This is a genomic window from Streptomyces sp. NPDC051051 (genome assembly GCF_040682975.1).
Taxonomy (GTDB): Bacteria; Actinomycetota; Actinomycetes; order Streptomycetales; family Streptomycetaceae; genus Streptomyces.
Window position 1 is genome coordinate 90,649 of the sequence record NZ_JBFBCB010000026.1, and the last position, 18,850, is coordinate 109,498.

Annotated in this window: 13 protein-coding genes; 2 read left to right on the top strand and 11 right to left on the bottom strand. The window is 72.1% G+C overall.

Annotated features, from left to right (window positions below):
* Positions 1 to 29 precede the first annotated feature (29 nt).
* The 5 genes from ffh to AB0N31_RS20830 form a co-directional block, all read right to left on the bottom strand.
* Entirely contained in the window at positions 30 to 1,580 is a 1,551-nt protein-coding gene (gene ffh / locus AB0N31_RS20810; protein ID WP_366059850.1) for a signal recognition particle protein, read from the bottom strand.
* Between the two features lie 241 nt (positions 1,581 to 1,821).
* Entirely contained in the window at positions 1,822 to 4,275 is a 2,454-nt protein-coding gene (locus AB0N31_RS20815; RefSeq protein ID WP_366059851.1) for a [protein-PII] uridylyltransferase, read from the bottom strand.
* Between the two features lie 26 nt (positions 4,276 to 4,301).
* Positions 4,302 to 4,640, bottom strand: a complete 339-nt coding sequence (locus AB0N31_RS20820; protein WP_366059852.1) for a P-II family nitrogen regulator — start codon at positions 4,638 to 4,640, stop codon at positions 4,302 to 4,304.
* On the bottom strand, positions 4,637 to 5,977 hold the full coding sequence (locus tag AB0N31_RS20825; protein WP_366059853.1) for an ammonium transporter: 1,341 nt from the start codon (positions 5,975 to 5,977) through the stop codon (positions 4,637 to 4,639). The genes AB0N31_RS20820 and AB0N31_RS20825 overlap by 4 nt, the downstream gene beginning before the upstream one ends.
* A gap of 325 nt (positions 5,978 to 6,302) precedes the next feature.
* Positions 6,303 to 7,796, bottom strand: a complete 1,494-nt coding sequence (locus AB0N31_RS20830) for a hypothetical protein (protein WP_366059854.1) — start codon at positions 7,794 to 7,796, stop codon at positions 6,303 to 6,305.
* Positions 7,797 to 8,243: 447 nt separating this feature from the next.
* Between AB0N31_RS20830 and AB0N31_RS20835 the strand changes: the two genes are divergently transcribed.
* Positions 8,244 to 8,900 carry a bifunctional DNA primase/polymerase gene (locus AB0N31_RS20835; protein WP_366059855.1) on the top strand — a complete coding sequence of 219 codons (657 nt, stop codon included), beginning with the start codon at positions 8,244 to 8,246 and terminating at the stop codon, positions 8,898 to 8,900.
* 157 nt (positions 8,901 to 9,057) lie between these two features.
* Here AB0N31_RS20835 and ftsY read toward each other — a convergent pair whose 3' ends face one another.
* The 6 genes from ftsY to AB0N31_RS20865 all read right to left on the bottom strand — a co-directional run bounded on the left by ftsY (position 9,058) and on the right by AB0N31_RS20865 (position 17,228).
* Positions 9,058 to 10,257: a signal recognition particle-docking protein FtsY gene (ftsY, locus tag AB0N31_RS20840; protein ID WP_366059856.1), complete on the bottom strand. Its 1,200-nt coding sequence runs from the start codon at positions 10,255 to 10,257 to the stop codon at positions 9,058 to 9,060.
* Positions 10,258 to 10,314: 57 nt separating this feature from the next.
* Positions 10,315 to 10,572 (bottom strand): hypothetical protein, encoded by a 258-nt coding sequence (locus tag AB0N31_RS20845; protein ID WP_366059857.1) that lies wholly within the window; start codon positions 10,570 to 10,572, stop codon positions 10,315 to 10,317.
* Positions 10,573 to 10,667: 95 nt separating this feature from the next.
* Complete coding sequence (locus AB0N31_RS20850; RefSeq protein ID WP_366059858.1) at positions 10,668 to 12,086, bottom strand: sugar porter family MFS transporter; 1,419 nt, start codon at positions 12,084 to 12,086, stop codon at positions 10,668 to 10,670.
* Between the two features lie 255 nt (positions 12,087 to 12,341).
* Positions 12,342 to 16,142: an AAA family ATPase gene (locus tag AB0N31_RS20855; RefSeq protein WP_366059859.1), complete on the bottom strand. Its 3,801-nt coding sequence runs from the start codon at positions 16,140 to 16,142 to the stop codon at positions 12,342 to 12,344.
* 223 nt (positions 16,143 to 16,365) lie between these two features.
* Complete coding sequence (locus AB0N31_RS20860; RefSeq protein WP_073491170.1) at positions 16,366 to 16,569, bottom strand: hypothetical protein; 204 nt, start codon at positions 16,567 to 16,569, stop codon at positions 16,366 to 16,368.
* 377 nt (positions 16,570 to 16,946) lie between these two features.
* Positions 16,947 to 17,228: an acylphosphatase gene (locus AB0N31_RS20865; protein ID WP_366059860.1), complete on the bottom strand. Its 282-nt coding sequence runs from the start codon at positions 17,226 to 17,228 to the stop codon at positions 16,947 to 16,949.
* Between the two features lie 224 nt (positions 17,229 to 17,452).
* Between AB0N31_RS20865 and AB0N31_RS20870 the strand changes: the two genes are divergently transcribed.
* Entirely contained in the window at positions 17,453 to 18,637 is a 1,185-nt protein-coding gene (locus AB0N31_RS20870; RefSeq protein ID WP_366059861.1) for a CAP domain-containing protein, read from the top strand.
* Positions 18,638 to 18,850 lie beyond the last annotated feature (213 nt).

Below are 18,850 nucleotides of genomic sequence, written 5' to 3' on the forward strand. Positions count from 1 at the left end.
GGGGCGCCCCCGACGCCGTACGGCCGTGATCAGCCCATGAACTTCTTGAACTCGTCGGGGAGCTCGAAGTCCTGGCCGGCCTGCTGGCCCGGCAGGCCGAGGGCGCCGCCCTGGGCCCCGGCGGCCCTGCGGGCGGCCTCCTCCTGCTCCTGCTGCTTGCGCTTCATCGGGTTGCCGGAGCGCTGCTTGCCCTTGGCCTTCTTGGGCTGCTTCCGGGCGCGGCCGGGACCGCCGCCCATGCCCGGCATCCCCGGCATGCCCGGCATCCCGCCGCCCTGGGCCATGCGGGACATCATCTTGCGGGCCTCGAAGAACCGCTCGACCAGGCCCTTCACGGCGCTGACCTCGACACCGGAGCCCTTGGCGATACGGGCGCGGCGCGAGCCGTTGATGATCGTCGGGTCCTGGCGCTCGCCCGGGGTCATGGACTTGATGATCGCGGCCGTACGGTCGACGTCGCGCTCGTCGATGTTCTGGATCTGGTCCTTGATCTGGCCCATGCCCGGCAGCATGCCGAGCAGCTTGGAGATCGACCCCATCTTCCTGACCTGTTCCATCTGGGACAGGAAGTCGTCCAGGGTGAAGTCCTGGCCCTTCTTGGACGCCAGCTTGGAGGCCATCTTCTCGGCCTCTTCCTGGCTGAACGTCTTCTCCGCCTGCTCGATCAGGGTGAGCAGGTCACCCATGTCGAGGATGCGGGAGGCCATCCGGTCCGGGTGGAACGCGTCGAAGTCGTCGAGCTTCTCGCCGTTCGACGCGAACATGATCGGCTTGCCGGTGATCTGCCGGATCGACAGGGCGGCACCACCGCGGGCGTCGCCGTCGAGCTTGGAGAGCACCACGCCGTCGAAGCCGACGCCGTCGCGGAAGGCCTCGGCGGTGTTGACGGCGTCCTGGCCGATCATCGCGTCGACGACGAAGAGGATCTCGTCGGGCGAGACGGCGTCGCGGATGTCCGCGGCCTGCTGCATCAGCTCGGCGTCGATGCCGAGCCGGCCGGCGGTGTCCACGATCACGATGTCGTGGACCTTGGACTTCGCGAAGTCGATGGAGTCCTTGGCGACCTGGACCGGGTCACCGACGCCGTTGCCCGGCTGCGGCGCGTAGACGGCCACGCCGGCCCGCTCGGCGACGACGCTGAGCTGGTTGACGGCGTTGGGGCGCTGGAGGTCGGCGGCGACGAGCAGCGGCGAGTGACCCTGCTCCTTCAGCCAGTGGCCGAGCTTGCCCGCGAGGGTGGTCTTGCCCGCGCCCTGGAGACCGGCCAGCATGATCACGGTGGGCGGGGTCTTGGCGAAGCGCAGGCGCCGGGTCTCGCCGCCCAGGATGGTGACGAGTTCGTCGTTGACGATCTTCAGTACCTGCTGGGCCGGGTTCAGCGCCCTGGAGACCTCGGCGCCGAGGGCACGCTCCTTGACGTTCTTGATGAACGTCCGCACGACCGGCAGCGCCACGTCGGCCTCGAGGAGGGCGATGCGGATCTCGCGCGCGGTGGCGTCGATGTCCGCCTCGCTCAGACGCCCCTTGCCGCGCAGATTCTTGAAGGTCGCTGAGAGGCGATCGGAGAGAGTATCGAACACGGCGGCGTCGGTCCTCGGAGTCGGGGGCAGTGTGAGCGTCTTCCAGGGTATCCGGCCGCGCAAGACAGTCGTCCCACCCGAGGCGTCCACGCGTCCCCGCCCGCCGCGTCCGGCGGGCGGAAACGGCGTCGCGCGTCGTGCGCCGCGGGGACGGCGGAGCGTGCGGGCCCGCTCGCGCAGGCGTCGCGGGGCGCCCCCGCCCTGGCGGGAACACCCGGTCCGGCGCCCGGGGACGCCCGGGTCATCCCCGCAGCATCTCCTCCAGCTTCCGTGCCACGGAGGCCGCCTCGTCGCCGGGGAGCGGGCTGCCGGCGTGGCCGGTGACGTAGAACGCGTCCACCGCGTTCGCGCCCAGCGTGCTGACGTGCGCGCTGCGCATCCGCACGCCCGCGTCCTCCAGTGCCCGCCCGATCCGGAACAGCAGGCCCGGCGCGTCCTGCGCGCGCACCTCGATCACGGTGGCCAGGTGGGAGGCCGCCGGGGCGACGGTCACGCGCGGCGGGGGCGCGACCACGCCCCGGCGCCGGGGGTAGGCCGCGTCGCGTTCCGCGAGGCGGCCCGCGATGTCCAGGGAGCCGTCCAGGGCGCGGACCAGGTCGGCGCGGAGCCGGGCGGCCTGGGGCAGTGAGCCGTACTCCGCGGCGACCCGCCAGTTCAGCAGCAGGACGGATCCCTCGACGCCGGACGGCAGCTCCAGCGCCCGCAGCTCCGCCGTGCGCACGGTCAGCCGGTGCATGGCGAGCACACCGGCCACCGCGGGCAGCACGCCCGGCTGGTCGGGTACGGCGATGAGCAGTTCCACGCCGAGCGGCTCGGGGTCACCGGCCGGCCGGTCCACGGGGTCGGCCGGGGGCTCGGTCTGGGCGCGCAGTGACAGGACGGGGCCGCCGGTGGCGACCGCCTCGATGGCGAGCCGTTCCTGTTCGGCGGTGGTCGCGGCGGCCTCGGGCTCCTCGGGGACGTCCCCGGCGAGCACCGCCGAGACGCGTCTGACCAGGTCGGCCACGAGCGAGCCGCGCCAGGTGGACCAGGCGGCCGGGCCGGTGGCCAGCGCGTCGGCCTCGGTCAGGGCGTGCAGCAGTTCCAGGGTGCCCTGGGAACCGACGGCCTCGGCGACCGAGCGGACGGTGGCGGGGTCCTCCAGGTCGCGGCGGGTGGCCGTCTCCACGAGCAGCAGGTGGTGGCGTACGAGTGTGGACAGGACGGCCACGTCGGTGCGGTCGAAGCCGATGCGGGCGGCCACGTCCTTGACGATGATCTCGCCGGCCACGGAGTGGTCGCCGGGCCAGCCCTTGCCGATGTCGTGCAGCAGGGCGGAGACCAGCAGCAGGTCGGGGCGGCTGACGCGGCGGGTGAACTCGGAGGCGCGCACGGCGGTCTCGATGAGGTGCCGGTCGACGGTCCAGATGTGCACGGCGTTGCGCTGGGGGCGGCAGCGCACCCGTTCCCAGTCGGGCAACAGCCGGGTGATCAGCCCTTCGGCCTCCAGCGCCTCCCAGACCTCGACGGTGGGCTGTCCCGAACCGAGCAGGGTGACGAGCTGTTCGCGGGCCTCGGCGGGCCAGGGCGTGGGAAGGGGGCGCACGGTCGCGGCGAGGCGCCGTACCGCGTGCAGGGACAGCGGGAGGCCGGCCTGGGCGGCGGCGGCCGCGGCGCGCAGGGGCAGCACGGGGTCGCGTTCGGGGCGTGCCGCACGGGCGAGCACCACCTCGCCGTCCTGCTCGACGACCCCTTCGGCCAGCGGCGACCGCTCGGGCGCGGGCTTGCCGCCGCCCAGTATGGCGCGCAGCCGGGGCCGCATCGAGCGCGATCTGAGCACGCGCCCCACCTCGCGCCAGGTGACGTCGCTGGCGTACGAGATGACGCGCGCGGCCTCGTACACCTGGCGCAGCAGGGTGTCGGCGTCGAGGAGGCCCAGTTCGGCGGCGACCTGGTCCTGTTCCTGGAGGGCCAGCCGGTCGGTGGCGCGGCCGGTCGTCAGGTGCAGGGCGTCGCGGACGTCGAGGAGCCTGCGCCGGGCGTCGTCGAGGCCCTCGCGGGGCGCGTCGGCGAGCCAGGAGGCGGCGACGGCGCGCAGCGCGGTGGCGTCGCGCAGGCCGCCGCGGGCCTCCTTGAGGTCGGGCTCCAGCAGGTACTGCAGCTCGCCCTGGCGTTCGGCGCGCTCGGCGCACAGTTCCTGGAGTTCGGGCAGCCGCTTGGGCGCCTGGTTGCGCCAGTCGGCCAGTACGGCCGTCCGCAGTCCCGCCGTCAGTCCCAGGTCGCCCGCGAGGTGGCGGGCGTCGAGCAGGCCGAGCTGGACCTTGAGGTCCTCGCCGGCGGTCCTGCGGGCCTCGGCCGGGGTGCGGACGGAGTGGTCGAGGGCGAGGCCGAGGTCCCAGACGGGGTACCAGAGGCGGTCGGCGAGGGCGGCGACCGCCTGCGGTTCGGCGCCGTCGTGCAGCAGGAGGAGGTCGAGGTCGCTGCGTGGGGACAGCTCGCCGCGGCCGTAGCCGCCGACGGCGACCAGGGAGACGCCCCGCAGTTCCTCGCTGCCGGCGGTGAACAGGCCGGCCAGCCAGTCGTCGGTCAGTTCGGAGAGGGCGGAACGGCGCGGCGGCCCGGACCGCGCCCCCTCGGTGAGGAGACGCAGCCGGGCCGCCGCATAGCCGCTGGGTCCCGAGTCCTCTGCATCCTTGCGCATGTCCGTACTCGTCACCCAGTGGCTCCTGTTCCGTTCTTCTGTCAGAGCGCGTCCGGGCCGCGCTCGCCGGTGCGGACCCGCACGGCGGTCTCGACCGGGAGGGACCAGACCTTGCCGTCACCGATCTTGCCGGTGCGGGCCGACTTGACGATGACGTCGATCAGCTGTTCGGCGTCGTCGTCCTCGACCAGCACCTCGATGCGGATCTTGGGGACGAGGTCGACCGTGTACTCGGCACCGCGGTAGACCTCGGTGTGTCCCCGCTGACGACCGTAACCGCTGGCCTCGGTGACCGTGAGGCCGTGGACGCCGAAGGCCTGGAGGGCTTCCTTGATCTCGTCGAGCCGGTGCGGCTTCACGACGGCGGTGATGAGCTTCATGCGTCCACCTTCTTGCTGGCAGTGTCGGCCACCGGGCCCGTGACGTTGGTCCGGGCGGCACCGCCGCCCGCACCGCTGAAGTCGTACGCGGTCTCGGCGTGCTCGGCCTGGTCGATGCCCGCCACCTCGTCGTCCTCGGGGACCCGCATGCCGATCGTCTTGTCGAGCAGGAAGGCGAGGACGGCGGAGACCACCAGCGAGTAGCCGAGGACCGCGAAGACACCGGCGCACTGCTTCCAGAACTGGTCGAGACCGCCGCCGTAGAAGAGGCCCTGGACGTCGGACTGGCCCTTGCCGCTGGCGAAGAAGCCGATCAGCAGGGAGCCGGCGACTCCGCCGACCAGGTGAACGCCGACCACGTCGAGCGAGTCGTCGTAGCCGAACTTGTACTTCAGGCCGACGGCCATGGCGCACAGGACACCGGCGATGGCGCCGACGGCGATCGCGCCGAGCGGGGAGACCGCACCGCCGGAGGGCGTGATGGCCACCAGGCCGGCGACGGCGCCGGAGGCGGCGCCCAGCGTGGTGAACGCGCCGTGGCGGATCTTCTCGTAGATCAGCCAGGCCAGCATGGCGGCGGCGGTGGCGACCTGCGTGTTGACGAACATCAGCGCGCCGACGCCGTCGTCGTTGCCGAGCCACGAACCGGCGTTGAAGCCGAACCAGCCGAACCACAGCAGACCGGCGCCGAGCATGACCAGCGGGAGGCTGTGCGGGCGCATCGGGTCCTTCTTGAAGCCGACGCGCTTGCCGATGACCAGGATCACGCCGAGGGCCGCGGCACCGGCGTTGATGTGCACGGCCGTGCCACCGGCGAAGTCGATCACGCCGAGCTCGAAGGCCCAGCCGCCGGCGCCCCACACCCAGTGGGCGACCGGGAAGTACACGATCGTGACCCACAAGGTGATGAACAGTGCCCAGGCGGAGAACTTCACGCGGTCCGCGAGCGCTCCGCTTATCAGGGCGGGCGTGATGATGGCGAACATCAGCTGGAAGACCAGGAAGACGAAGACCGGGATGGTGTAGCCGTCCCACAGCTCCGTCAGGCCGATGTTGCTGAGGCCGACCCAGTCGGAGTTCCAGCCGATGAGCGAGCCGGAGTCGGTGCCGAAGGCGAGGGAGAAGCCGTAGAGCACCCACAGGACGGTGACGATCCCCAGGCTGATGAAGCTCATCATCAGCATGTTCAGGGTGCTCTTGACGCGGACCATGCCTCCGTAGAAGAAGGCCAGGCCCGGGGTCATGAGCATCACCAGGGCGGAACAGATGAGCATGAAGCCTGTGTTCGCGGACGACAGCGTGGGTGCGTCCGCCGCAAGCGTGATGGCTGGTGCCATCGGCGTCTCCTCGTCGTTGGTACGGCCCCGTGCGGGCGAAGCCAGAGCGGGATTGAGGGGTGGGCCGGTTATGCGCCATGAGATTGACGCAGCGCCGTTTCGGTGGACGCCCCTCGTTGTTTCGCCGCCGTGACGAAGGCACCTCGCGCGTTACGCCTCGATGAACTGGCTGATGCTCCCCGAGTGGATCGTTATCGTGGCGCAACCTTCTTCGGGGCAACACGAACCGGCCGCGGTCGGCCTTCCGATGACCTGGCACGGGGGAGCCGAGTCGGGCGGTTCGGGAAGGCCGGCCGCGGCCGGGGTCCAGGGGTTTCGCCGGGTCTCAGACCGCCTCCGCGGTCTCCGGAAGCTCCACGGCGAGCCGGTCGGTGAGATCGACGACCTCGGTGAGGTCCCCGAAGTCGCGGACGGCCGTGTCGACGGTCTTTCGGATACGAGTGTTGACCCGCTCGGAGCGCACTTTTTTCGCCGCCTTCATGGCCTGCTCGGCGAGCACGGCGCTCTGCTCGGGCTCCTGGCGCAGCAGATGCACGGTGGCCATGCCGATGAGGTTGAGCGCGTAGGACCGCTGGTGCTCGCCGTCCTTGGCGAAGAGGTCCACGGCCTTCTGCATCAGCGGCTCGGCCAGCGAGGCGTACGCGGGGCTGCGGCCGGCCACGTAGGCCAGGTCGCGGTAGGAGTGGGAGTTCTCGCCGTACAGCTCGGCCTCGGAGAAGAAGCGGATCCAGTCGGGGTCGGGCTCGTCCCAGTCGTCGGCGTCGGCGAAGGTGTCCTCGGCCATCCTGACGGCCCGCTTGCACCGGCCGGGCTGGCCCATGTTGGCGTAGGCGCGGGCCTCCATCGCATACAGCATCGACTGGGTGCGCGGGCTCGCGCAGTCCCGGCTGCCGTACTGCGCGAGGTGGATCAGCTCCAGGGCGTCCTCGGGCCGGCCGAGGTGGATCATCTGCCGGCTCATGCTGGACAGCACGTACGAGCCGAGGGGGCGGTCACCGGCCTCCTTGGCGGCGTGCAGCGCGAGGACGAAGTACTTCTGCGCGGTGGGCTGGAGCCCCACGTCGTACGACATCCACCCGGCCAGTTCGGCCAGTTCTGCGGCGACCTTGAAGAGCTTCCTGCCGGTGGCCTCGGGCTGCGGTTCCTGGAGGAGTTCCGTCACCTCGTGGAGCTGGCCGACGACCGCTTTGCGGCGCAGTCCGCCGCCGCACTGGGCGTCCCACTGGCGGAACATGGCGGTGGTGGACTCCAGCAGCTCCAGTTCGGGCCGGGAGAGCCGGCCGCGGGCGCGGCTGGTCGGGAGGGAGTCGGTGTCCTCGTACGCGGCGGGCGGGGAGGGGACGAGCCAGCGCTGCATGGGCTCGATGAGGGTGGGGCCCGCGGACAGGGCCAGCGAGGATCCGAGGAAGCCGCGCCGCGCCAGCATCAGGTCGCTGCGCGAGAACTCGCTGAGCAGGGCCACCGTCTGCGGGCCGGTCCAGGGCAGGTCGACGCCGGTCGCGGAGGGTGCCTGGCGCACGGTGCGCAGGCCGAGGTCCTCGACGGAGACGACGCAGCCGAACCGCTCGGAGAACAGGTCGGACAGGATGCGGGGGATCGGCTCGCGGGGGTTCTCGCCGTCCAGCCAGCGGCGCACGCGTGACGTGTCGGTGGAGATGTGATTGGCGCCCAACTGGCGTGCTCTGCGGTTGACTTGACGGGCGAGTTCGCCCTTCGACCAGCCGCTGCGCACGAACCAGGAAGCGAGCAGGCCGTTCGGGCGCTTGTCCGCGTGCACGGCGCTCCCCGCGCCCGTCCCGCCTTCGCCGTTGCCGCCCACTGGAACGCCCCCATCCCTGAGACCACTTGTCGCTCTGATGCGCCAAGCCTTATCAGAATGCCGGTAAATACGGCCCGCCGTCCGGCGGTTCTCACCCTTCGAACAGGAAGCCGACTTGCCTCCGGCATACCCGCATGGGCATGCGCCCACGGGCCTCGCACACTCAAAGTAGTCCTACGATCACGCCTCCAGCCACGGCGGTCCCGGAAACGCCACCATTCGCCACCCCTACGAATGAACTCACGGTGGCGCGCAGGCGATTCACTTGACAGAGGACGGTCGGGGCGGGCGGAACGGTGCACTCAGGGGCGCGCGCCGCCCGCCACACCACCCCGGACGCCTCCAGGCGCTGTCTGGAACGGGCAGCAGCGGGAAGGCGTCAGCACGCAGAGTCACTTCGTGCGTCCGCTGCGTAACCATCGGCGCGCCGGACCCGTTGGAGGGGGCATGGGCTTCACGATCGGCGGCATCCGCGAGATCCGCTCCGGCACGCGCAGGCGCGGTCGCTCGTCCGAGTGCACCGCGGTCGCCGAGTTCACCGGACTGTGGGGCTGGGATGTGGTGCCGGGCGCGCGCGCCGCGGCCGGCGCCTGTTCCTGCGGCCGCGGTGACTGCCGCCGACCCGGCGCGCACCCCCTGGACTTCGCGCCCCGGGTGCCGGCCGGCGCCACCCTCCACGACGCGACGAGAACCTGGGCGGACTTCCCCGGCGCCGCCGTGATGCTGCCGGTCGGCCGCGCCTTTGACGTGATCGAGGTGGCCGAGGCGGCCGGGCTTCGCGCGCTGGTGCGCCTGGAGCGCATGGGCCTCCCGCTCGGACCGGTGACCGCCACCCCCGAGGGCCGCGCCCAGTTCCTGGTCGCCCCCGGCGCCGCCGCCGACCTCTCCGGCCTGCTCTACCGCATGGGCTGGGACGACCCGGCCTCCCTCGACCTGCGCGGCCTCGGTCCCGGTACGTACATCACGGCGCCGCCCTCCGACCGCGGCGGCCTCGGCCCGGTGCGCTGGCTGCGCCCGCCGGCGCTGGACTCGGCGACCAGGCCCCCGGCGGCCCGGCTGCTGCTGGGCACGCTGGCGTACGTGGCACACCGGTCACGCGCCTAGCTCCGGCCGAGCGGCGCGGCCCGGCCCGGCCCGGCCGAGCAAGTGGCTGGGCAGCGCGGATCAGGATCACGGCGTACACAGCGAAGCGCCCGTCCCCCGACTGCACCTCGGGGGGCGGGCGCTTCTTCGTCACCGGTTACCGCGTCGGGGTCCCCGGTCACTCGCCGATGAGAGCGTCGACGAACGCCTCCGGCTCGAACGGCGCCAGGTCGTCCGCGCCCTCGCCGAGCCCGATGAGCTTGACCGGCACGCCCAGCTCGCGCTGGACGGCGATCACGATGCCGCCCTTGGCCGTGCCGTCGAGCTTGGTCAGCACGATGCCGGTGATGTCGACGACCTCGGCGAACACCCGGGCCTGCACGAGGCCGTTCTGCCCGGTGGTGGCGTCGAGGACGAGGAGCACCTCGTCGAGCGGGGCGTGCTTCTCCACGACCCGCTTGACCTTGCCCAGCTCGTCCATGAGGCCGGTCTTGGTGTGCAGTCGGCCGGCGGTGTCGATGAGGACCACGTCGACCCCCATCTCCTTGCCCTCCTTGACCGCGTCGAAGGCGACGGAGGCGGGATCACCGGCCTCGGGACCGCGCACGGTGTGGGCACCGACGCGCTCGCCCCAGGTCTGGAGCTGGTCGGCGGCGGCGGCGCGGAAGGTGTCGGCGGCGCCCAGGACGACCGTACGGCCGTCGGCGACGAGCACGCGCGCGAGCTTGCCGGTGGTGGTGGTCTTGCCGGTGCCGTTGACGCCGACGACCATCACGATGCCGGGCTTGCGGCCCTCGGGCTCGGTCCTCACGGTGCGGTCGACCTCGGTGCCGATCAGCTTGAGCAGCTCGTCGCGCAGCAGGCCGCGCAGTTCGTCGGTCGTGCGGGTGCCGAGCACCTTCACGCGCTCGCGCAGCCGTTCGACCAGCTCCTGGGTGGGCATGACGCCGACGTCGGCGGTGAGGAGGGTGTCCTCGATCTCCTCCCAGGTGTCCTCGTCGAGGTGCTCGCGCGAGAGCAGCGTGAGCAGGCCCTGACCGAGGGCGTTCTGGGAGCGGGAGAGTCGGGCGCGGAGGCGGACCAGCCGCCCCGCGGTGGGCTCCGGGATCTCGATCCGGGGAGCCTCGACAACGGGAGGCTCCTCGACGGCGGTGGGTGCGCCGCCGCCGAGGTCCACCTCCTCGATCGTGCGGCGTGGTTCTTCGCGCGGCGTCTCGGCCTCGTCGCCGACGTGCGGCTCGGCCGGAGGCGCGGTGATGTCGGGCGCGGCCGGGGGCGGCGGCGGCAGCGGCTTCTTCCGCCGGCTGCCGACGATGAGCCCGCCGAGCGCGACGAGCACGACCACGGCGATGACTACAGCAAGGATGACGGTTTCCATAACAACGCCAGTATGCGTGACCCCCTCGTCCGGGGCGGGTGACGGCCCGCCCGTTCCTCAGCCGATCAGCTTGCTCTTGTGCAGCGCGGATCGCGCCCGGAACCGCAGGCGCGGACAGCGCTCCTCGACCTCGGCGGGCGCGTCCTCGGCGCGGCAGTGCGCGGCGGGCCGGCACAGGCCGTCGGGGTCGAGCCGGAGGACGGTCCGGCCCGCCGTGGTCTCGTCCTGCGTCCGCCGCGCCGGCGGGCGGCATGACCTGGAGGAGGGCCGCCGCGGTCTGCGGCTGTTCCGCGCGAGCGTGCCGCCCCGGCTCATCGGGTGAGCCGGGGCGGCACGCCTCACGGGTGTCGAGGAGAAGGGCAGCGGGGACTTGGCCCGTCTCCTCGAGTCCAGGGGCCTCGGTACGAGGCTCAGCCCATCTCCTCCAGCGACTTGCCCTTCGTCTCCTTGACGTACCTGAGGACGAACGGGATGGAGAGCGCGGCGAAGACCGTGTAGATCACGTAGGTCGCGGAGAGGTTCCAGTCGGCCAGGGACGGGAAGCTCGCGGTGATGGCCCAGTTGGCGATCCACTGGGCGGCGGCGGCCACGCCGAGCGCGGCGGCGCGGAGCTTGTTGGGGAACATCTCGCCGAGGAAGACCCACACGACCACGCCCCACGACAGGGCGAAGAAGAGGACGAAGACGTGGGCGGCGATCAGGGCGACCCAGCCCTGGGTGGCGGGCAGCTTGCCGTCGACCAGGTCGAAGGAGAACGCCCAGGCCTCCAGGGCCAGGCCGATCACCATGCCGACGGAGCCGATGAGGGCGAGCGGCCTGCGGCCGACGCGGTCCACGAAGATCATCGCGATCACGGTGCCGAGGATGTTGATGATCGACGTGGTGAAGGAGTAGAAGAACGAGTCCGTCGGGTCGACGCCGACCGACTGCCACAGCGTCGAGGAGTAGTAGAACGCGACGTTGATGCCGACGAACTGCTGGAAGACCGACAGGCCGATACCGATCCAGACGATCGGCTTGAAGAAGAAGGAGCCGCCGAGCAGGTCCTTGAAGCTGGACCTGTGCTCGCTGTTCATGGCGTGCTCGATCTCGGCGATCCGGGCGTCGAAGTCGACGTCCTCGCCCTCGACCTCCATGAGGATCTCCCGGGCCCGGTCGCGCTTGCCCACGGAGATCAGGAAGCGCGGGGACTCGGGGATCGCGAAGGAGAGCAGGCCGTACAGGACGGCCGGGATCACCATGACGCCGAGCATGACCTGCCAGGCCTCGAGGCCCATGATCTCGCCGCGCTGGTCGCCGCCGGCGGCGTTGAGCAGACCCCAGTTGACCAGCTGCGACACGGCGATGCCGATGACGATCGCGGCCTGCTGGAAGGAGCCGAGGCGGCCGCGGTAGGCGGGCGGGGCGACCTCGGCGATGTAGGCCGGGCCGATGACCGAGGCCATTCCGATGGCGAAGCCGCCGACGACCCGCCAGAAGGCGAGGTCCCACAGCGAGAAGGGCAGCGCCGAGCCGACGGCGCTGATCGTGAACAGCGCGGCGGAGATCTGCATGCAGCGGATGCGGCCGATGCGGTCGGCCATGCGGCCGGCGGTCGCGGCGCCGATGGCACAGCCGATCAGGGCGATGGCGATGACCTGGGCCAGGGCCGCGGAGCCGACGTCGTAGCGGCCCCGGATGGCCTCGACGGCACCGTTGATGACCGAGCTGTCGTAGCCGAAGAGGAAGCCGCCCATCGCGGCTGCCGCGGCGATGAAGACGACGTGCCCGAGATGATCGGGGTGAGCCGTCCTGGCTCCTGGCTGAGGTGCCTGCGCTGTGCTGGTCACGTGTTCTCCTCGGGCCACCCGGCAGCGCTGCCGGGCGTGGGGGGGCGAGCCGTTTCAGGTGAGGGTTCCCGTGGCATGCGAAACAACACCACTCACACCTGAAGGCAAAAGCAACGCTGCAGAGACTATGCCTTCAAGTTTCGAAGTCAATGGTTCGGCAGCTGTGAGCTTTCCCCCACATGATCTACGGCTTGCGTTTACTTCTTGAAGACTTGAAAAGACGCTGGTCACACTAGATGCAGACCGCACGCTGTTTCAGCGAAGGCGCTGCGAGATGACCTTCGACACACCGTCGCCCTGCATGGACACGCCGTAGAGGGCGTCGGCGATCTCCATCGTGCGCTTCTGGTGCGTGATCACGATCAGCTGCGAGGACTCCTGGAGCTCCTGCATGATCCGGATCAGCCGCTGGAGGTTGGTGTCGTCGAGGGCCGCCTCCACCTCGTCCATGACGTAGAAGGGGCTGGGCCGGGCCTTGAAGATCGACACGAGCATCGCGACCGCGGTCAGCGACCGCTCGCCGCCCGAGAGCAGGCTGAGCCGCTTGACCTTCTTTCCGGGCGGCCGGGCCTCGACGTCCACCCCCGTGGTGAGCATGTTGTCGGGGTCGGTCAGGATCAGCCGTCCCTCGCCACCCGGGAACAGGCGGCCGAACACGCCTTCGAACTCACGGGCGGTGTCGCGGAACGCCTCGGTGAAGACCTGCTCGACGCGCTCGTCGACCTCCTTCACCACCTGAAGAAGGTCGGCGCGCGTCTTCTTCAGGTCCTCCAACTGCTCGCTGAGGAACTGATGGCGCTCCTCCAGCGCGGCGAACTCCTCCAGGGCGAGCGGATTCACCTTGCCGAGCTGCTGGTACGCGCGTTCGGCCGCCCTCAGCCGCTTCTCCTGCTCCGCCCGGACGAAGGGCCGGGGCTGGTTGCGCGGGTCCTCGGGGTCCTCCGGCAGCGCCTCGCCCTCGGCGGGCGGCGAGGGCGGCACCGGCTGGTGCGGACCGTACTCGGAGACCAGCCCCGCCGGCTCGACGCCCAGCTCCTCCAGCGCCTTCGTCTCCAGCTGCTCGATCCGCAGCCGCTTCTCGGCGCCGAGCACCTCTCCCCTGTGGACCGAGTCCGTCAGCTTGTCGAGTTCCGCCTTGAGGTCGCGCCCGGTGGTCCGCGCGGCGGCCAGCTCCTGCTCCCGGCGCGCCTTGGCGGCGTCGGCGGCGACCCGCTCCCGCTCGGCCCGGCCGAGCGACACCTCGACGTGCGCGAGCAACTGCCGCGCACCGGCGGCGACGGCCCCCGCGACGGCGGCCTCGTGCCGTAGCCGGGCCCGGCGCCGCTCGGCACGCGCGCGTGCCTCACGTTCCGCCCGCGCGGCGCGGTCCAGGGAGTCCGCCCGCCCGGCGAGCCCCTTGACCCGCTCCTCGTGCGTGCGGACCTGGAGGCGTGCCTCCATCTCGGTCTGCCGCGCGTTCGCCCCGTCGGCGGCGAGCCGGTCCCGCACGGAGGTGTCGGGCTCCTCCTCCACCGGCATCTCCTCGGCGACGGCCAGCCGCTCGGCGAGCTCCTCTGCCTCCGTCACGGCCCGGTCGAGCGCGTCCTGCGCACGGGCGGCCGCGGCGGCGGACCTCTCGGCCTCCCCCGCGGCACCGCGCGCCTGCCCGGCGAGCCGCCCGAGCTGCTGGGCGACGGCCGACTTCTCCCGGTCGGCGGCCCGCCGCCGCTCCCCCAGCTCCTCGACCGACGCGGCGCACTCCCGGCGCCGCTCCCCCGCCGCCCGCTGGGCCTCGGCCAGCTCCTCGCACCGCACCGCCAGCTCCTCCAGTTCGGCGGCGGCCTCGTCGACGGAGGCCTGCGCCTCCAGCAGACTGGGCGTCCCGGCGGACCCGCCCTGCGCGAAGTGCGCGCCGAGCAGATCCCCCTCGGCGGTGACGGCGGTCAGTTCGGGCCGCGCGTGGACGAGTTCCTCGGCGTCCTCCAGCGTCCCGACGACGGCCACGCCCCGCAGCAGCCGCCGTACGGCGGGCATCAGCTCGGCGGGGGCACGGACCAGGTCGGCGGCGAGGAGGTGGCCGGCCGCGGTGGGCCTCACGACCCCGGCGCGGGCGGTCCCGTCGACGGCGGCCGGCGGCACGGCGGCGGAAGCACCCCCGCCGGCGTCGACGTCCGTGGCTCCGGCCGGGGCCGGCGTGCTGCCGGCGGGTCCGGTGCCGGGGTGCTCCGCCGGGCCGGTGCCGGTACCCGGCGCCCCCGGCCCCTCGTCCCGGCCCGACGACGGTTCCGTACCCACCAGTCCCTCGGCGGCGCCACGCTCCGGATCTGCGGTGGCGGGCCCTGCGGGCGGCTCCTGCGGTGCGCCCGCCAGCAGGAGTGCCGCCCGGCCCGCGTCCTGTCTGCGCAGGAGGCGGAGGGCCTCGGCTGCGGCGGACGGGGTGGTGACGGCGACGGCGTCCGCGGCGGCGCCGAGGGCCGCGGCGAGCGGGACCTCGTGTCCGGGGGCGACGCTGAGGAGTTCCGCGGCGGGGCCGAGCAGGCCGGTGAGGCGGTCCTTCGCGTCGAGGAGCGCGCCCGTGCCGTCCCTGCGGCGCAGGCCCATGGCGAGGGTGTCGTGGCGGGCCTGGGTGGCGGCACGCCTGCGTTCGGCCGCGGTGACCGCTTCGCGGGCGGCGGTCGAGGCGGTCTCGGCCTCGGCGAGCCGCCGCTTGGCCTCGTCGTGCCGCTCGCCCAGTTCCTGATCGCCCGCGTCCAGCCCGTCGACCTCCGCCTTCAGGGCCTCGTACTCCTCCTGCGCCGTGACCGCCCGTTCCTGCGCCTCGTCGCGGGCGGCGGCCAGGCGGTCGATCTCGGCCTGGGCGGAGGCGGCGCGGGAACGGGCGGCGTTGACCTGACCGTGCAGCCGGGCGAGTCCCTCGCGCCGGTCGGCGATCGCGCGGGCGACGTCCTTCAGCCGCCGTTCCTCGACCGCCAGCTCCCGCTCCAGGTCGGCGCGGTGGGAGACGGTGTCGTCGAGGGCGTACCGGGCCGCTTCGAGGGCGGCCTCCAGCTCCGCCTCCTGCTCGCGGACGCGGGCGGCCTCGCGCTCAAGGTCCTCGGGGTCGCGGCCGCGCCGCTCGTCGACCGGCGCCGAGGTCGCGCTCTGCACGCGGGCGTCGGCCAGCGAGACCGTGCCGCGGACGCGTTCGGCGAACTGGGACAGCTCGTACCAGGTCTGCTGGGCCCGCTGGAGCCGGGGGGCGAGCCGCCGGACCTCGTCCTCCAGCAGGGCCTCACGCCGGAGGGCCTCGCGCAGCTCCCGCTCGGCGGCGTCCTTGCGTTCCTTGAGGGCGGCCTCGTCGGCGATCTCCGCGGTGAGCGCCTCGCGCAGCCGTACGAGGTCGTCGGCGAGGAGGCGCAGGCGGGCGTCGCGCAGGTCGGCCTGGATGACGGCGGCGCGGCGGGCGACGGCGGCCTGCCGGCCCAGCGGCTTGAGCTGTCTGCGCAGTTCGTCCGTCAGATCCTGCACGCGCGCGAGGTTGGCCCGCATCGCGTCCAGTTTGCGGAGCGCCTTCTCCTTGCGCTTGCGGTGCTTGAGGACGCCGGCGGCCTCCTCGATGAACGCGCGGCGGCCCATGGGGTCGGCGTGCAGCACGGAGTCGAGCTGGCCCTGGCCGACGATGACGTGCATCTCGCGGCCGATCCCGGAGTCGGACAGCAGGTCCTGGATGTCGAGGAGCCGGCAGGTGTCGCCGTTGATCTGGTACTCGCTGCCGCCGTTGCGGAACATGATCCGCGTGATGGTGACCTCGGCGTACTCGATGGGCAGGGCACCGTCGGAGTTGTCGATGGTGAGGGACACCTCGGCGCGGCCCAGCGGGGGGCGGCCGGTGGTGCCGGCGAAGATGACGTCCTCCATCTTGCCGCCGCGCAGCGACTTGGCGCCCTGCTCGCCCATGACCCAGCTGAGCGCGTCCACGACGTTGGACTTGCCCGAGCCGTTGGGTCCCACGACACACGTGATGCCCGGCTCGAACCGGAGTGTGGTCGCGGAAGCGAACGACTTGAACCCTCGGAGGGTCAGGGCCTTGAGGTGCACGCCGCTGGACTTTACCGCCCGGCGATGTCTCACTCCATGAACCCGCGGTTTCACCCGGGAGGACGCAGGGCAGACCAGACGGGAAAGCGCTGAAAGGACGCACGGGGGAAGAAAGAAGGGACGCCGAAGCGTCCCTTGCAGACTCTCTTGCAGACTTAGCGGTCCGACGCGGTTTCATGAGCCGCCCGACCACTGCGTTTGCTGTTGTGGAGCAGTGCAGCGGTCAGGTGAGCGCAGGCTCCGCCTGGTGTGCGTCGATGCTCTCCATGAACCTGTCGTGAGACGCGGCAGCCGTCAGAGCGTCGTTCTCGGCCTGGATCCGTCCGAGCTCGTTTTCCAGGTCCTGGACGCGCTGCTGGAGCCGTCGCATCTCGGCGAGGAGTCGCGGGTCGGAGCCGCCGACGTAACCGAGAAGCGCCTTTGCCATGATGGATGGTCCTCCACAATGAGTGACCGACCGAAGCGGTGTGGGTCGTGAGGGATTCGCACCCGCGGTGTTGACCGGATCTTGCTGGTGTTGCCGTTCATCCATGCCAAACAGCTAGGTGCGGGGGGTGCTTTCAGCGTCTCACCAAAAAGTTTGACGGTCAACACGATCACGCCCCGTATCGGCGGGCAACCCTTGCGTGCGCGGCGCGGAACGGCGGCGCGACGACTCCTAGGGACCCTCGGGGCGTGGCGATCATCCTTGCGTGCGGAGCCTGCCGACGCAAGCGATTCTCGGCACCACCTGCCTCTTTCTGTCGGGCGCGGCTGCCGGAGGCACTCGCCTCCGTGTCGGCGGGGCTGTTTCGCGCGCGATCGTCAGCGGATCGCGAAGCCGTCGTAGCCGCCGCGAGGTGTGTCCCATATCTCTGTGACTCCGTCCACGCGGCCGGGCGTGTCGTCGCCCTGGAGCCAGTCGAGCAGTTCTTCGCAGCCCTTCCGGGAGCCCTCGGCGACCACCTGGACCCGTCCGTCGGCCAAATTGAGAGCAAAACCACTCAGGCCGCCGATCTCCAGCGCCTTCGCCCGCGTGAACCAGCGGAAACCCACACCTTGGACGCGTCCGCGCACCCAGGCGACCAGCCGTACATCCTCGCTCATGGAGGCAACCTAACCAGGCAATGTCACTCGGGACACTTCCTCCCCCAGCGGCATGCGGTACCGTCCCCACCCAATGAATCTCATATGAAACTCACTCGTTCGAGTGGGTCAGGTCGACCATGAGGAGTCATGCGCCCCATCGGCGCCGGTCGACCACGGGAGCCCCGCGGGCACCGGGAGACCGGGGACTCCGCCCGGACCAGTTGGACGAGGAAGGCCAGAACATGGGACGCCACCGACGCTCCGCCGCCGGCCGCGCCACGGCGGCCGGCCACACCGACGGCTCGCGCCCGGAGGGCCGCTCACGGCGGGACGTGTACGGCGGCGACCACCCCACCATGGGCATCGCGCCCTACCTGAACCCGGAGGCGTACGCCGAGACGGTCGCCCGGAGCCAGGAGTACCTGTTCGCTCCGGAGGAAGGCCGCGCGGCCGCCGAGGACACCGCGGTCTTCGCTTCGGACGGATTCGTTCCGGACGGGTTCACGTCGGACGGGTTCACGTCGGACGGCTTCGCGACCGACGGCTTCACGCCGGGCCGCGGCTCGGCACACGGTGCCGGTGGTCGCGGCGGTGCGGGTCGCCGTCGCAAGCGGAAGGCCGTGACGCCGGTCAGGACCGGCCTGCTCGGGATGTCCGCGGCGGTCGCCCTCGGCACGGTCGCGGTGGCCACGGGTGTGGTGCCCGGCCTCGACAGCTACCGGCTGGGCGGAGGCGGTGGCGCGGGCGACCGGGTCCAGGCCGCCGACTCGCCCACCAACTCGGCCTCCGAGCAGGGCGGCACCTCCGGCTCCGCGGAGACCGACCGCGACAGTACGTCGACCAGCCGCGACGCCGGCCGCCCCGCCCCGCCCTCGGCCTCCGCCCCGACCTCGGCCACGCCCTCCCCGTCGGCCTCGAAGGCGTCGCCGAGCGCATCGGCGACCACCGAGAAGCCCAGCGCCACGACGCCGACGAAGAAGCCGGAGAAGACCCCTTCCAAGGTGGCCACGAAGGCCCCGGCGAAGTCGTCACCGGTGACGGTCTCGGCGGAGATCCAGGCCGCGGCCGAGGTGCTGAAGCTCGTCAACGAGGAACGGGCCAAGGTCGGCTGCAGCGCCGTCTCCGCGAACAGTTCGCTGGCCGACCTCGCCCAGAGGTTCAGCCAGGACATGGCGGCGCGCGGCTTCTTCGACCACACCGACCCGGACGGCGCGACCCCGTGGGACCGCGCCGGGAAGGCCGGCATATCCGACCTCGGCGGCGAGAACATAGCCCGCGGCCAGGCCGACGCGGCGGCGGTGATGGAGGCCTGGATGAAGAGCCCCGGTCACCGCGCCAACATACTCAACTGCGACTTCAAGACCCTGGGCGTCGGCGTGCACCTCGGCTCCGGCGGCCCTTGGTGGACGCAGGACTTCGGCTACTGAGACGCGCCGGGACCCGCCCGCCTCGTGCACCGACGGCGGCCGGGCGACCTGGTGGCGGACGGGCCCCTGGGCGAGCCCCTGGGCGAGCCCCTGGGCGAGCCCCTGGGCGAGCCCCTCGCGGCTAGGGCGTGTTTCGAAAGTAGCGTCGTCTGCCCGAAGGGCAGGCCCGGCGGCGTCTGGTGCGTGCGATCGCAAGGCGGAGGGTCGCCCCGA